Genomic DNA, 15,342 nt, shown 5'->3' with positions numbered 1-15,342 from the left:
AATATGTTTTCACCTTTCATGTTTTTGTGTTTTTATCCAAAACACCCCCAATTAAACTTTTAACTTTTTTTAATTACTGTATTCTATTAACAATTGAAATCCCTATTTTTAAGTTAATTTTATTACAAATCATCAGCTAATCTCTTAAGATAGAAATACCAAAGATATTGTAATACAGACCTAGGATTTGTAGTATGTAGCTCTTTTTTAAGCTTTCACGTATCAGATAGAATTATTACTTTGCGAGAATATTAGTCGTCTGCCTTTATAAACACAATAAGATTTGTTAACATATAATTTTCTATGAAATCTAAAATATGACTCACATAGATTCTATAACATATTGTTTTAAACAGAAAAAAACTTCATTTAATGACGTTGTTAATTATATTATAACTGCATTTATTATAATTCAGGTAATCTTTTTGCCTGTATTTACAACGGATGAATTTATGCTTGGTGCTGTAAGTGGAAAGACATCTGTTTTTTTAATTTCTATATTGATTATGTTCTTTTTAATCTTGATAAAATTTCTATATAAAAAGTCTATTACCCTTGCAATATGTAATGTAGATATTTTTCTTATAATCACTGTTTGTTATGTTTTCATTAACTGTATCATTAAAGATGGGGCGGTTACCAATAGGGTTTTAGAGCTTCTAGGATTGTGTTTTTTGTATTTATCACTTAGGGTGATCAAACACAAACAGTTTATTCTTATTCTCACTGCAATTATCTTTAGTTCTATCATTCAATGCATATATGGCAATCTTCAATTGTGGGACATATTAAAATCTCAGCATAATCAATTTTCTTTAACTGGAGGCTTTTTTAACCCTGGTCCATATGCAGGGTATTTGGCGAGTTCTTTTCCTATCATATTAGGCTTATACTTTACAAAGGACTTAAAGATAAAAGAAAATGCTTTGTTAGAAAATAGTAACGCACTAAGATCTATGTCACTTCTAGCAATCATTCTAATCTTTATTACTCTGCCTGTAACAGAATCACGTGCAGCATGGTTTAGTGTTATTTGTACTTCAATCATAATATTTTCATTTAAATTTTCTTTGCTGAAAAGGTTAAAGGACCTCCATCCGATAAAAATTAAAACACTTCTAATAAGTGTCATTATAGTGTTGATTATAGGTTGTTTTGCAATGTACAAGTATAAGGTAGATTCCGCAAAAGGGCGTCTATTAGTATGGAAAGTAACATTAGGCATGATTGAGAAAAATCCAATTTCTGGAGTCGGATTTGACAGATTTAAGTCGTTTTACATGAATGAACAAGCAGAATATTTTGCACAAAATCCGCAATCCTCTTCAATCGCTGTCGCAGGAGATGTTGAATATTGTTTTAATGAGCCTCTTCAATTCATTGCAGAAAACGGACTAATCGGATTAATCTTCATTTCTGTTTTAGCCTTTCATCTAATCAAAATCCCTAGTAATGGACTGAATCGATATCTTATATTTATCCTGAAAACAGGACTATTCGGAATTTTGATCTTTGGGTTGTTTTCATATCCATCTCAAATATTGCCGATCAAAGTAAATGCTGTTTGTTACATGGGATTACTTGCTTTTTTTGATCTAAAGAAATGGACGATTGAGTTTAAAATAAATAACATTTTAAAATGTACAGTTCTCTTTTTTTCAATCTTAGTATTTTCTTTAAGTTTCAAATACATCTCAAGCTATATCGAAGCATGGAAAAATTGGAATAAGGCTTATCAGTTTTATTCTATAGATGACTATGACAAGAGTTTAGAATATTATTCAAAAACAAATTTTATTTTGGCTAGAAACGGAGATTTTCTGACTAATTATGGAAAAACTCTTGTTGTTTCTACCCAGTATGATACTGCGATCTTAATTCTTTCGGATGCTATTAAGGAATATTCCAATATTGTTGCTTTTACGGCTATTGGAGACAGTTATAAGGCGACAAAGAGGTATGTGTTAGCGGAACAAGCATATCTGACGGCTTATCGAATGAACCCCAATCGATTCTATACACGCTATCTGCTCGCAAAATTGTATGATGAAACGAATCAGTATGAAAAAGCTATTAATATAGCGTACGGGTTATTGAATGAAAAGCCTAAAATAGAAAGTACAGCAGTCAATGAAATTAAAGAAGAAATGAGAAATATCTTAAACAAAAAATGAGGTTGTGTTCACCCGGGATTTACACTCTCTTATGTTTTATTATTAACTTAAAATTAAAATGATGAAAAAGAAAATTTTAACAGTTTTTTGCGTGGTTGCTTTTGTCTCTGCCATGCTTCTAAATGGAACTATCAATATGGATAAAGGAGCTTCGGATGTAACCTTATCTGAGTTGATAAGTACCCCTCTAGCGAATGCAGCAGAGTGTAAGCCAGCTTCGAGTTGGTCCTCTGATGGTATGTGTTATGAATTATCGGGAAACTGTTACTGGAATCCAGGGTATCGTGACTGCAACCCTTGGTGACTAATTAATTAACAATCTAAGAGTAAGGTTGTCATGGTAGCCTTACTCTTTAGTTATTATTACAAATCATATGTGTAATCAAATTTATATTCTATATCTGTTTTTATTCGTTTTCGTTTCTTGTAATGAAAAGTCTACGATAATAAACAAAAACATCAATGCAGGAAAATTGACAGGTACCTATCAACTCGTTGCCAAAGACCAAATGCAATTTAGATTAGACTCGGTGACAGCACCCAAACCGATATATATCCAATTGATCAATGATTCTACAAAAGGAACACTATTGACATTACTGAATGAGTATAATCATAAGATATATTGTTATGATTATGCCGACACAGCCTTTATACGTTCAATCAAATATGATGGTGATGCAGAAAAAAGCATACGCAAAGCTTCAGGATATTATATAAAGAATTGGGATTCGATCTATGTCTATGATATGTCTGGAGTAGCAATATCACTTGTCGATAGTTCCGGTTTAATGAAAAAGAAAATTACATTACATAGTAGTGACAAAAACTGGCCTCTTCATCACCCTCAATATGTATTAAGTGCTGCAAATCCTATATTCGAATATGATGGAAAATTAATATTGACCGGACAGTATATTCCTTCGATACCATCTGAAAGAATTGATGAATTTCGTTTCACTTGTTATTTTGATTTGAAAAGCAATGAGGCGGAATATAAACATACTTATCCGAAAGAACTATATGGTAACGATGCGAATTGGGAAGGGGGGATGCAGACAACCGTATATCCCGAATTATTGAATAACGGGACGATGATCCATAGTTATCCGGTGTCCCATGATATATATAATTCCAACATCGGAGCAAATGATTTCAAAACGATTTATGCTGGAAGTAATGTTGCAGGAACCATTGAGTCTATAAATTATGATAATATAAAAAATACTCCTAAAGAACTAGTCTTTAAACATTATTTGCAAAGTGATATTTATACTGCAATAAAATATGATCCTTACCGGAATGTTTATTATCGATTCTTATTGGAACGTATACCCAAAGCAACCTTTAAGACTCCTCTGGAGAATAAGCCTGTTTCTATTACTATTTGGGATGAAACTTTCAATTATTTAGGTGAGACCCGCATTGGAACCGAGCGTGAATGGAACTGGAGAAACTCCTTTGTAACAAAAGAAGGATTAAATATCGAATATATTACAGATGAACTCGATGAAGATTATCTGACCTTTAAAATATTTACATTAGAGAAATTCTTGAATTAATAAACTACTGAATCAAATATCAATATGAACAAAACAATATATTTATTACTCTTACTAATTTCTCTTTTTCTGGGGTGCAAAGATAAACCTGAGGAGGTTGAACATGAATATCTGGTTGATATCGTTGCCCAAATTGGTGTTGACCCTCAATACAAATGGCTGGTTATCCTGCCGGGATTGGGATGTCATGGATGTATTGTGGAGGCTGAACTTTTCATGAAAAATCATGTCGATGACTCACGAATCCTCTTTGTTTTAACAAATATATCCTCCCTGAAAATATTGGAACAAAAGGTAGAGTTAAAACTATCGGATTATTCAAACATTTACATTGACAAAGAGAAAATTTATCAAATGCCGACAGGGAATACAATCTACCCATGCATCATAGAACTGGAAAATGGGAATATCATTCGTCATTTGTTTCAGTCGCCCAATACCGCCGCTTTTCACGAACTGAAGAAAAAGCTATGATAAATTTCATTTAATTCATTAAAATTTTTATACCATCATGCGGCTATTCCTATCCATATTCCTAATTTTTTTCATTTTCAGGGTATTTCCTCTCTTGGGTCAAACGGCGTTCGATTCCATACCGGCACAATTGATCCAGGGATATAAGGATGCACCTTCTGAAATGATTTACCTGCAAACCAGCAAGGATATTTACGAGACTGGTGAAGACCTTTGGTTTAAAGCGTATCAGTTAGATGCACGTGATCATTCCCTCTCGACCGGATGCAAAACACTGTATCTACAGGTAGTCGGCAGTGAGTCGGATAGTATCGTGTGGCAGGAAAAATATCCATTGGTAAACGGTATTGCCAATGGACATGTTTATCTGGACGAAAAACTTCAGGAAGGTACTTATATCTTGGAAGCTTATACAAAAAACAGTTTTTATAGTGACAGTTCTGCCTTTTCCTCTATCCGCAAAATACGGGTGGTGAAAAATATTGGGAATATTGGAAAAAGAGAAGAGGGCAAATTGACAGATAGTTTGAGGTTTGAAGTTTTCCCCGAAGGCGGAAATCTTGTTTCGGGAGTACGATCAGTAGTAGCTTTCAAAGCTACTGACGGAAAAGGCAATCCCCTTGATGTTTCGGGAGAGCTTTTCGAAAACGATTCTATGGTCACCGATTTCAAAAGTAGACATGACGGTATGGGGCAACTCTCGTTCACGCCATCTGCCGATAAAGCATACCAGATCAAATTGCCCAACGGAGAAAGATATCCTCTTCCAGCTATACAAACACAGGGATTCGGATTGCATCTGTTAAGTCAGAATAAGGAGTTTCTGGAATTTATGGTATACCAAAGTTGTGACCTACCCGAACAAAAGATCTATATACTGGGGCAAATGGGAGGAACTCCTTGTTGCCTGGTAAAAGCTTTAATCAGGGATAGCCTGAGAATAAAGATCCCGATCAAGGAGACTGATTTCCCTGTTCAGGGAATAGCCGAATTCACGCTATTTGATGACCGTGAAAATCCTGTAGCCGAAAGGCTTGTGTTCATTCACTCGGATAAAGAACTAAATATATCCGCCAGCTTTGACAAGAGAGTTTACGTGGTCAGGAACAAGGCTCTTCTAAAACTAAAAATAACGGATGAGAACGGTAATCCGGTCAAAGCTCATCTGGGAGTCAGTATCTTCGACAAGGCTTATTCCGATCATTCTTATCCTGTTAACATACAAACCCATTGTCTGCTTTCATCGCAGATACAGGGCAATATACATAACCCTTACTATTATTTCGACAAGGAAAATACAGACAGGAAAGAAGCTCTTGATTTATTGCTGATGACTCAAGGCTGGCGTCGTTATAGATGGAAATACAAAAAAGAGGACAACCCTGGTAATCCCTTATTAAGTGATGAAGTCAATGGAGTACAGACCATCAAGAATAAAAAGATGAGGAATACCGAACAAATGATTCAGGTTTTTGATGCCAAAGAACGATCCGGGTTTATCTGGGCAGACACACTCGGTCATTTTTCTATCGACCCTGAAATCCTTTACGAGCTTCGTGGTGGCTACCTCTATGTAAAGCCATTAGTCGGTAAAGATAACGGTCCGAAACTAATTATTGAAGATCCGTTTAAAAACATAAATTCCATCCGTAGCTGTAAGCAAAGATACTATCCTTTTGTTGATACCAGTCGCGTAAAACACGACCCGATTGACAGAGAGCCTCTGGTCAATCAATTTGGGACGGTATTATTGAAAGAAGTGACAGTCTCTGCAAAGTCAAACAAACCATTAAGGGATAAATATATGGGGCATCTGGACAGTCTGGCGCAGATGAATCTGGGTCCGTGGGTTTGTGATTGTAATAAACATCCTGTTCCTTATTTCCTTAATGATTATAGGTCTGGTTATTCTCATCATCCAGTAGGATTGTTAGGTTCAGAGTATACAGGAAAAAAATCTTATCCGATTAAGGGCAAAACTTATACTCTGATTAAATATGCTCCCAGAGGTCAAGAAGGGAGATGGTACGTGGCGGATATAAAAAATATTATTTACCAAGGTACCGAATATAGCGACGAGGAACTACTTAGGATGAATAATCTTTGGCGTATAAAGGGATATTATGGAGAACGTGAGTTTTATATGCCGAACCAGATGGAAATGCTCTCATCATTGCCCGACACCCGTAATACATTATTGTGGAATCCTTCAGTTATAACAGATGAGAAAGGAGAGGTGACACTTGAATTTTATACCTCCGATTTAAATACCGGATTTGTTGGGCGGATAGAAGGCATCGGGGATAATGGATTATTGGGTGTTTCTCAGGGAGAGTTTAATGTTATCAGGTATGGACAAAACGAATAGAGGACAAAACAAATATCAACGAACTATTTTAAGCTAATAAGCAGAATATGGATGAAAAATCAATATATATTATTTTAATATCATGCCTTCTGATATCATGTAGTAACAGACTAGATCGAAAGAGTATTGAAAAGGAATGGGTAGGGAAAACTATTATATTTCCGGAAGGTTCTTCACCTTACTCTGTTAAAAGCGATAGCACTTACGATAAATTTACGTTCCCTTATAAACTTCTGATATTTACAGATTCTACCGGCTGTACCGGCTGTAAACTTAATCTTGAAGCATGGAAAAAGTATATGACCGAATCAGAATCATCATTTAGAGGGAAGCTTGATTTCATATTTTATTTTCAGCTTCAGGATGAGAAAGAACTATATTATCTGTTAAGAGCAGAAGAATTCTATCAGACTGTTTTTATTGATAAGGCAATGGTATTTAACAAAGTAAATATTTTGCCTGACAATCCTGAATTTCAATGTTTTTTGCTAAATCGAGAAAATAAAATACTATCGATAGGCAATCCGGTTATAGATCCTCATCGATGGGAAATATATAAAGAAATTATTAATAATGACAAAGAGTAAGCTAAATAAAAGATACGGTAAGAAAATAGCTTTCATTATTAAAGTTATTGTAATGGTGTTTTTTATTATGCTATTTATCAGGCTGTTTATTTTTTCGACTTATTCTATACATACAGAATCGATGTATCCGACTCTTATAGACGGGGATCAATTACTTGTTAACAAATTCATCCACGGTCCCAGATTTCTTTTTGGAACGGGTGATAAAAAAGATGCAAAGAGGATAAGAGGAATAGGTTCTATAAAAAGGAATGATATTATTGTGTTTAATTTCCCCTTCAGAAAAGGAAATACTCGAATCGATATAGATTATAATAATTTCTATGTGAAAAGATGTATCGGATTACCTGGAGATAATGTTTGTATTGATAATGGTTTTTATAAGATAAATGGAACAAGTACTATTTATGGAAATTACTTTAATCAATATTTGTTATCCACAATATCCAGAAAAGACCTACTTAATTTCTGTCGTGATATTGAAACGTTTCCTTATGACTCATTTTGTTGTAATTGGTCAATATACAATTGGGGACCATTATATATCCCTAAAAAAGCATGTGCAATCAAATTAGATCATAAGAATATAGAGTTCTACAAGTCAATAATAAACTATGAAACAGGCAGATATATAACCCTAAAAGGAAATAAAGTGTATTTGGGTTCATCTGAAATTGAAAGCTATTGTTTTAGAGATGACTACTATTTTGTTGGAGGCGATAATGTATTTAATTCGTACGACTCCAGATATTGGGGGTTGCTACCTGAAAAAGCTATTGTAGGAGTAGCAACACATATATTAAGATCGACAGATCCGATTACCAATAAGTTTCGAAAAGAAAGATTCTTAAAGGCTCTGGAGTAACCTTCAGCTTAACACCAGTTAACGAGCTATATATAAAACTATTAACTTTAAAAAATATAAAATATATAATGAAAGCATGTATCCTGTTAATTACTTTTTTAATATTTTCTTTTATTTCAGTCTCAAGCCAGATTGATCTGAGTTCTAATTTTATTGTAAAAGGGCAAATTAAGGATTCAGTAACAAATGAAGTTATTCCATATGCGACAATCAAAATAAAAAATAAGGTAAATCCTGATAAGGTGTTACAAATATTTGTTACAGATGAAAATGGAAACTACACATTTAATCTGAATCAAAAACGTGATTATTTTATTACAGTAGATTTTATTGGCAAAAAAACTATGATTAAATCAATTCAGGCGAGAACCGCTGAAACTATGGACATGGGTGTTATATATTTACAGGATGAAGATAAGCATTTATCCGAAGTTGTAGTATCTGTGAGGAAACAGTTAGTAAAAGTAGACTTAGATAAAATAATATATAATATGGAAGATGATCCCGAATCTGAAACAAGCAATGTGCTGGAGATGCTTAGAAAAGTACCTCTGCTTTCACTCGATGGAGATGAAAATCTTCAGATGAAAGGTTCTTCAAACTATAAAATATATCTTAACGGTAAGCCATCAAATATGATAATGAGCAATCCGAAAGACGTACTGCGCAGTATGCCTGCGAATTCAATAAAGGAAATCGAAGTAATAGCTGACCCCGGAGTTAAATATGATTCGGAGGGGATTACAGGAATTATCAATGTGGTAATGAAAAGAAATAGCTTATTAACAGGTTATACAGCTACATTAAATGGCCGTGCAAATGATTTTGGTGGATTTGGCAGTGGAGTATTCTTACAGCTAAAATATGGTAAAGTAGGATTCACCGGAGGCTATAATTATAATCAAAATAAAACACCGAAAGGAAATACTAACAGTTTCACTGAGGATTATAATAATAGTCTGAACAGATACCAAAAACAAAATGGTTCTATCAAAACAAATAGAAACGGACAGGTTATGAATGGCGAGATCAGCATTGAGGTTGATTCTCTTAGCCTCCTCTCTCTAGGCATAAACCGATATAAAGGAAGTGCAAAGTCCGATTTTATGAGAACTACAGAAATGCAAAGTATAGATTATACAACTCAATATATATATGATCTTGATAATTATTCCAGACAGAAGGATGGCGCAACTGACATCAACCTTGATTATCAACGATCATTCAACAAAAAGAATCAATTATTGACAGTATCATACAGATTTAGTTCGAATCCGAATAATAGAAAATCGGAAAATTTAATTACTCCAGTAATTGGCATTCTTCCAGAATCAGCAGAGACAAATAAGCAATTTACGGATGCAAAAATGAAAGAGCATACAATCCAGTCTGATTTTATTACTCCATTTGGGAAAGCACACAGCATAGAAACCGGCGTAAAATATATCATGCGCTCCAACAAGAGTAATAGTGGATATGATTTTATAGATAATAATGAAGAGTGGGTGAATAAACCACGATTATATGATGATTTTAAATATGAACAAAATATTTTGGCAGCCTATGCCGGTTATAGTGCTAAACTAAAGAAGTGGGGGATAAAAACAGGGCTCCGCTACGAAATAACATCGTTACAGGCTGAATTTTCTGAAGCAGAAAATAAAAACTTTGAAAACGAATATTCAAATTTAATGCCTTCAGCCACCATCGCTTATCAAATAAAACCAACCCAAAATATTCGCTTGGGATATAATATGCGCGTCCAACGCCCGGGTATCTATCAATTAAATCCATATGAAGATACATCCAATCCCAATAATATCAGAATAGGTAATTCTGAATTGGATGCAGTACAGAACCACAAACTTAATATCAATTATAGTTTTTTCACCCGATCTGTCAATTTTATAACTAACTTATCTTACGATGTAGAAAATAATGGAATTGTTGAAATAACGACAAGGGAAAACGGTATATCAAAAACTACATTTGAAAATATTGGGAAAAAGAAGGATTTAGCATTATCAGCCTATGTAAATTGGGTTCCCAATAAGAAAATCACCATGTATAGTAATGTTGACGGTCGGTATATCGACCTAAAGTCCGATTTTAACTCTGAATCAGCTATAAGAATTACAAACAGCGGATTCGTTGGTAATATCGTTATTGGGGGGGAATATACATTCCCTTACAATTTCAGAGCATATATAAATGGTGGATATTCCAGTCGACAAATTAGTCTACAGGGAAAGGGCTCTTCCTATTTTTTCCATAGTATGTCTGTTACAAAAGTAATATTAAAAAACCGTTTACAAATTCGCGCTTATGCCCAGAATCCACTGGAAAAGAATAAGAAGTTTCGCAATTCAATCAATACTAACGACTTCTATTCAGAATCAAAAAACACATACAAGGTTCGTCAATTTGGTATATCTGTCTCTTTCCGTTTTGGAGAAATGAAAACAAAAATAAAGAAAGTACAAAAAACGATTATTAATGATGATATTATAAAAGCCAGCAAGAATAATGATGAAGATCAAATTGAAAATCAAACTAAATAGGAAAAGCTATTTATATTCATGTATCAATACAACAAACCGAAAATTTCATCTCTTTATTTGTTAAACGGTTAAAAATATAGTTTATGAAAAATATCCTATTTGTAATGATTGGAGGATTCTTATTTCTCCTTTCTTGTAATAAAGATTCGTCACATATTGAATATACATTGTCCTTAGCGGGCACAAACCGGATTGAGCTGGAAAAAGTTATTGCCTATTATTCTAAAAATAAAGCTGATTCATTAAAGCTCAAGGCTGCCATTTTTCTAATAGAAAATATGCCAGGCCATAAATCTCATGTGGGAAACAAATCTGAAAATTACTATAAGGATGTTGAAAGTATTCTGTTATCCGCAATGGAGCCAATAAAACAGAGGGATAGTGTTCTAATCCTTACTAAGCTAAATGGGGATCTTCAGAATGAATTAGTCGAAGATGCTAAGATAATAACATCGGATTTCTTAATTAAAAATATTGAAGATGCTTTTAATTTGTGGAAGACTAAACCATGGGCCGCACATCTTAATTTTGAAGAATTTTGCGAGTATATCTTACCCTATAAATGCTTCGAACCGCAGCAACTGGAAAACTGGAGGGATAATTTGTCCGTAAAATTCGGAGATACGCTTTCTTTGATGTTATACAATGACGTGGAGTACGACTCTCCTTTCAATGCCGCAAAAATTGTACGGAGAGATATAGAAAGAAAGATCAAACCTCTGGGTTTGTATGCTTATAATTGGTATCCATTTTTCAGTACAGAACTTTTATCAAAAATGACTTTTGGAAAATGTACTGATTACGTTAATCTTGCTGTTGCAACAATGAGAAGTATGGGGATTCCCGTTGTTATTGATGGAACTCCACAATGGGGCAGATACCGCGCAGGGCATGATTGGTATACACTCCTAAATGATAAGGGAGAACTCTTACCCGCAGAGTGGGATGTAACAACTGATCCTGGAAAAGTATTTTTTCCTCACGAAAGAATACCTAAGATATTTCGACAGACATATGCTATAAATCGGCAAATAGAAGAATATAATAAAGAAACATTACATCCTTATTATTTAAACGTTTTTCGGAAGGACGTAACCGATCGCTATTTTGTAACAAGTGATATTGATATACCAATTATTAGAAATGATATAAAAGATAAATACGCATATATTGCTGTGTTCAATGGGAAAGACACAGATTGGAATATCATCGATATTGGTATTGTAAAGGGAAAAAGTGTGGAGTTTAAAAACATGGGTAGGAATATTCTCTATATAGTATTAGGGTTCGATGGTAATAAATTAATGCCGATGAGCCATCCTTTTATTCTTCATAAGAATGGAGATATAGAATTTTGTATCGCAGATAATACTCTTTTTCAGGATGTAATACTAACCCGTAAATATCATAAAAAAGAAAATGTAGTGAATATGGAACATCGTATTTTGGGCGGAAAGATACAAGCCTCTAATACTCCCGATTTTTCAAGTCATAAAACACTTTATGCAATTGAGGATATAAACTACCCTGATTTGATAAGAATCGACGCAAATAAATTGTATAGATACTGGCGGTTTGTTGGAGCAGACAGTTCATATTGTAACATTGCAGAATTGCAATTTTATCAAGATGGGAAAACAGAAAGGTTTATCGGTAAAATAATAGGTTCTTTAGGTGTCACAGGAAAAGAAGGAAAAAATACATTTGATAATGACTGGCTTACACATTTTGAAACCCAAGCTCCAAATGGTGCATGGATAGGGATGGATTTTGGTAAGTCTGTAAAAATTGATCGTATAAGGTGTGTTTATCGTAGTGACGATAATAATGTTCGTTCTGGAGATGAGTATGAATTGATGTATTGGACGTCTGAAGGATGGAAATCTCTTGGTATACAAATAGCTGAAGATAAATATATCATTTATAAGAGTGTCCCGATTAGTGCTCTTTTGTGGCTAAAGAATCATACAAGAGGTTGGGATGAACGGGTATTCTTATATAGGGATGGAAAGCAAATCTGGTGGTGACAGATTAAAAAATAGAGGTTAAAGTTGAGATCGGACAAACAGTTATTGGCTGCAAAACTTTAATAGCAGTAAATAATATAAAAAATAAACAATGAAGCGATTTGATGTACTTCCTCTGTCTGAGATAAATATAGTCAAAGGAAAAGTATGCTATGTATATGATAATAAAGGGATCGAATACTTGGATTTGTATTGCTGGAATGCCGTAATTTCGATAGGACATTCACATCCATATACTTAAATTAAAGAAGAGTTAGGGAAAATATCTCATTTATAAATATTTACTAAGAATACGTATACCTTTTTCCAAGTTGGTATCAGAAAGAGATGCATATCCGATTCTTATTCCAGATATTGCACTATCATAGCTGAATCTATCAGGAGTATAAAAGCTAACCAGTTCGGAATTTACTTTTTCCTTCAATTGATATAAGTCGATATTCTTGATCGGTTTCAGCCAAAAAGCAAGTCCTCCATCAGGTTTCTTATAAAGAACTTTATCTTCCATATATTGCTCCAACAGATTCGCAAATAAATCTCGTTTAGCTTGGTAATGAGTTAACATACGTTTTTGATGTCTTCGAATATCACCGGAAATAATTAAATCTAGGATAGACTGCTCCATGATTGCATCGCCTTGAAGATCTACCATTTTACGCAATCGCCCTATTTGAAGTATAAAATCCGGGTTACTCACAATATAGCCCACTCTTACAGCGGGCGCAATTAATTTACTAAGTGTTCCGATATATACATAATTACGAATTCCCTCAAATGAAGAAATCGGCATAATAGGACGTTGATTGAAATGATATTCATTGTCATAGTCATCTTCAATAATGGTAAATTCATACCTGTTAGATAGCTCGATAAGTTGAAATCTTCTGGCCAAACTTAATGTCACAGTAGTCGGATATTGATGATGTGGTGTCAGAAAAATGGCTTTTACTCGTTCCTTTTTTACTATATCTTCAATCAGGTCTACGTTTATTCCATCGTTATCTACATTGACAGGGATCAATCTTGCCCCTACATGTTCGAATGTATTCCAGGCAGGTCTGTATCCCGGGTTTTCAACTAACACAACATCTCCTTTTTCGAGTAAACAATGAGCTGTAAGAAACAATGCCATTTGACTTCCACGTGTAATGCACACATCAGCAACCGATGTTTGCATACCTCTATTTTGATTAAGCATACTGGATATTGTTTCACGAAATTTATTATCACCAAATTCGCTGGCAATATTCATGATTTGCCAATGGGCTTTGCGGCTAAAGATACGTCGATATGCTCTCGCCAATTCTTTCATTGGAGTATACACTGCATCCGGAAGTCCGTCATCGAAAAATATTAAATCGTTTCTGAATATCTCACTTGGTTGAATTTGAGATTTTTTCTTTTTTGAAACTTGAGATATCTGTATGGGGGTTAAAATGAAAAATCCAAAACGCAGAATTTCATAAAACGCTTTAAATGCTTATGTATAAAGGAGTTTGACACCGAAAAGCAAAAGCGCAAAGTATTTTTGAAAAGTACAAAATGTATATTTGATGTCACTTTGATGTCACTTTGATGTCGTGTTGCATATAGAAATGAGGGGCAAAAGCCTCTCTTTTTTTGTTTATACTGTTTAAATAGCTGAAAAACTGCATAAATAAAGCGTTTTAGATGCATAAATATAGTGTTTTATTACCGTGTAAACGGTGTTTAAACGGTGATTGAACAAAGACGCGAAAAACACGAAAATAAGCCTTTTTTAAGCTTTGGGCAGTCAAATGGGCAGTCAAATGGGCAGTCACTTTGCGGCATAAAATATGCTTAAATATACCCCATATTGCCAAAAATCACCCTTAAAACTGTTAAATAACGACCTTAAAGACCCCCATAATGCCACGAAAAACATATAATAAATGCACCTTAAAGGCTTATTAATAAACAGTTTTAACGAAAACAGGATATTTATTTTTTGTTTGGTTTTGTATTTTTCTCAATATCGGCGTACTAAACCGATCACAAGTGCAAGGTTATATATCTCAGATTTATGTATTTGAAAGTCTCTATATAAATCTGAATTTTCGGAAGTACAACGGATATACTCGTCGTCAACATCAAATATACGTTTCACGATAACACCCTGACTTGTATCTAATACATGAAATCGCCCCCACTGAATAAAACTCGATTGCTTTACATATAAGCATGCGAGCTCGTCGCCCGAATGAAACTCAGGTAACATACTATCACCCTTTGCAAGTATTGTAAAATCGTACCGTGCAAATGCTTTAATTACTGGCATTTGTTCGGCATATTCATTCGTAATGCCGTCGAGTGCGATTGATAATGTACCCGCCGCCGCATTAAATGGTATTCTCGGTCGGGTTTCTTCTATTTCCTCTTTCCTTTCGGTGATAGGTTGTTTATCCGCGTCAAACATTTTGCCCTTTCCAGTTAAGAGCCACAAAGGGTCTAAATCGGGTATTTCCGATAATACATTTTCGATCGCGCTCGAGTTTAGAGGAGTATATTTTGCTCTACCTCTAAAGCTAGCGGATGTCATACCAATTTTAACATAAAAATCTTCTTTGGGAATATCCTTATATTCAAGCACTTGTATTATTCTCGGTTTGATTTCCGAAAATTTATTGTCGGTTTTCTTGTTCATCGAAAATATATTTTCTATGTTTGCAATCTATTTACGAACAAAGATAAAGAAATAATTAA

Annotated in this window: 11 protein-coding genes and 1 pseudogene; 10 read left to right on the top strand and 2 right to left on the bottom strand. The window is 34.2% G+C overall.

What is annotated here, in order from left to right:
* The first annotated feature begins 317 nt into the window (after window positions 1-317).
* From PKC55_RS07670 to PKC55_RS07625, 10 genes and pseudogenes are all read left to right on the top strand, one after another.
* Window positions 318-2,174: an O-antigen ligase family protein gene (locus PKC55_RS07670; protein WP_324372510.1), complete on the top strand. Its 1,857-nt coding sequence runs from the start codon at window positions 318-320 to the stop codon at window positions 2,172-2,174.
* A 61-nt stretch (window positions 2,175-2,235) separates the two neighbouring features.
* On the top strand, window positions 2,236-2,478 hold the full coding sequence (locus tag PKC55_RS07665; protein ID WP_291126825.1) for a hypothetical protein: 243 nt from the start codon (window positions 2,236-2,238) through the stop codon (window positions 2,476-2,478).
* Between the two features lie 70 nt (window positions 2,479-2,548).
* The gene (locus PKC55_RS07660) at window positions 2,549-3,736 is read left to right on the top strand and encodes a DUF4221 family protein (RefSeq protein WP_291126827.1); all 1,188 of its coding nucleotides are present in this window, start codon (window positions 2,549-2,551) and stop codon (window positions 3,734-3,736) included.
* A 24-nt stretch (window positions 3,737-3,760) separates the two neighbouring features.
* Window positions 3,761-4,210 (top strand): hypothetical protein, encoded by a 450-nt coding sequence (locus tag PKC55_RS07655; RefSeq protein WP_291126829.1) that lies wholly within the window; start codon window positions 3,761-3,763, stop codon window positions 4,208-4,210.
* A 37-nt stretch (window positions 4,211-4,247) separates the two neighbouring features.
* Complete coding sequence (locus tag PKC55_RS07650; RefSeq protein WP_291126831.1) at window positions 4,248-6,578, top strand: hypothetical protein; 2,331 nt, start codon at window positions 4,248-4,250, stop codon at window positions 6,576-6,578.
* A gap of 47 nt (window positions 6,579-6,625) precedes the next feature.
* Window positions 6,626-7,165 carry a hypothetical protein gene (locus tag PKC55_RS07645; protein WP_291126833.1) on the top strand — a complete coding sequence of 180 codons (540 nt, stop codon included), beginning with the start codon at window positions 6,626-6,628 and terminating at the stop codon, window positions 7,163-7,165.
* Window positions 7,152-8,030 (top strand): signal peptidase I, encoded by an 879-nt coding sequence (gene lepB, locus PKC55_RS07640; RefSeq protein WP_291126835.1) that lies wholly within the window; start codon window positions 7,152-7,154, stop codon window positions 8,028-8,030. The genes PKC55_RS07645 and lepB overlap by 14 nt, the downstream gene beginning before the upstream one ends.
* A 68-nt stretch (window positions 8,031-8,098) precedes the next feature.
* The gene (locus tag PKC55_RS07635) at window positions 8,099-10,591 is read left to right on the top strand and encodes a TonB-dependent receptor (RefSeq protein WP_291126837.1); all 2,493 of its coding nucleotides are present in this window, start codon (window positions 8,099-8,101) and stop codon (window positions 10,589-10,591) included.
* Between the two features lie 83 nt (window positions 10,592-10,674).
* Entirely contained in the window at window positions 10,675-12,618 is a 1,944-nt protein-coding gene (locus tag PKC55_RS07630) for a transglutaminase-like domain-containing protein (protein ID WP_291126839.1), read from the top strand.
* A gap of 91 nt (window positions 12,619-12,709) precedes the next feature.
* Window positions 12,710-12,853: pseudogene (locus PKC55_RS07625) on the top strand (aspartate aminotransferase family protein); the annotation flags it as partial.
* 36 nt (window positions 12,854-12,889) lie between these two features.
* On the opposite strand, the gene PKC55_RS07620 reads toward PKC55_RS07625, so the two are convergent.
* Both PKC55_RS07620 and PKC55_RS07615 read right to left on the bottom strand, forming a co-directional pair.
* Window positions 12,890-13,930 carry an aminotransferase-like domain-containing protein gene (locus PKC55_RS07620; protein WP_291126841.1) on the bottom strand — a complete coding sequence of 347 codons (1,041 nt, stop codon included), beginning with the start codon at window positions 13,928-13,930 and terminating at the stop codon, window positions 12,890-12,892.
* 678 nt (window positions 13,931-14,608) lie between these two features.
* Window positions 14,609-15,283, bottom strand: coding sequence for a S24 family peptidase (locus PKC55_RS07615; protein ID WP_291126843.1), 675 nt, complete (start codon window positions 15,281-15,283; stop codon window positions 14,609-14,611).
* Between the last annotated feature and the right edge of the window lie 59 nt (window positions 15,284-15,342).

Source organism: Dysgonomonas sp., assembly GCF_035323175.1.
Classification (GTDB): Bacteria; Bacteroidota; Bacteroidia; order Bacteroidales; family Dysgonomonadaceae; genus Dysgonomonas.
This window is presented reverse-complemented; position numbering and strand designations above follow the sequence as displayed.

Bases quoted from the DNA above. Each gene is read 5' to 3' on its own strand.
- PKC55_RS07655 (WP_291126829.1), top strand. From the start codon at position 3,761: ATGAACAAAACAATATATTTATTACTCTTACTAATTTCTCTTTTTCTG.
- PKC55_RS07670 (WP_324372510.1), top strand. From the start codon at position 318: ATGACTCACATAGATTCTATAACATATTGTTTTAAACAGAAAAAAACT.
- PKC55_RS07635 (WP_291126837.1), top strand. From the start codon at position 8,099: ATGAAAGCATGTATCCTGTTAATTACTTTTTTAATATTTTCTTTTATT.
- PKC55_RS07630 (WP_291126839.1), top strand. From the start codon at position 10,675: ATGAAAAATATCCTATTTGTAATGATTGGAGGATTCTTATTTCTCCTT.
- lepB (WP_291126835.1), top strand. From the start codon at position 7,152: ATGACAAAGAGTAAGCTAAATAAAAGATACGGTAAGAAAATAGCTTTC.
- PKC55_RS07650 (WP_291126831.1), top strand. From the start codon at position 4,248: ATGCGGCTATTCCTATCCATATTCCTAATTTTTTTCATTTTCAGGGTA.
- PKC55_RS07665 (WP_291126825.1), top strand. From the start codon at position 2,236: ATGAAAAAGAAAATTTTAACAGTTTTTTGCGTGGTTGCTTTTGTCTCT.
- PKC55_RS07660 (WP_291126827.1), top strand. From the start codon at position 2,549: ATGTGTAATCAAATTTATATTCTATATCTGTTTTTATTCGTTTTCGTT.
- PKC55_RS07615 (WP_291126843.1), bottom strand. From the start codon at position 15,283: ATGAACAAGAAAACCGACAATAAATTTTCGGAAATCAAACCGAGAATA.
- PKC55_RS07620 (WP_291126841.1), bottom strand. From the start codon at position 13,930: ATGAAAGAATTGGCGAGAGCATATCGACGTATCTTTAGCCGCAAAGCC.
- PKC55_RS07645 (WP_291126833.1), top strand. From the start codon at position 6,626: ATGGATGAAAAATCAATATATATTATTTTAATATCATGCCTTCTGATA.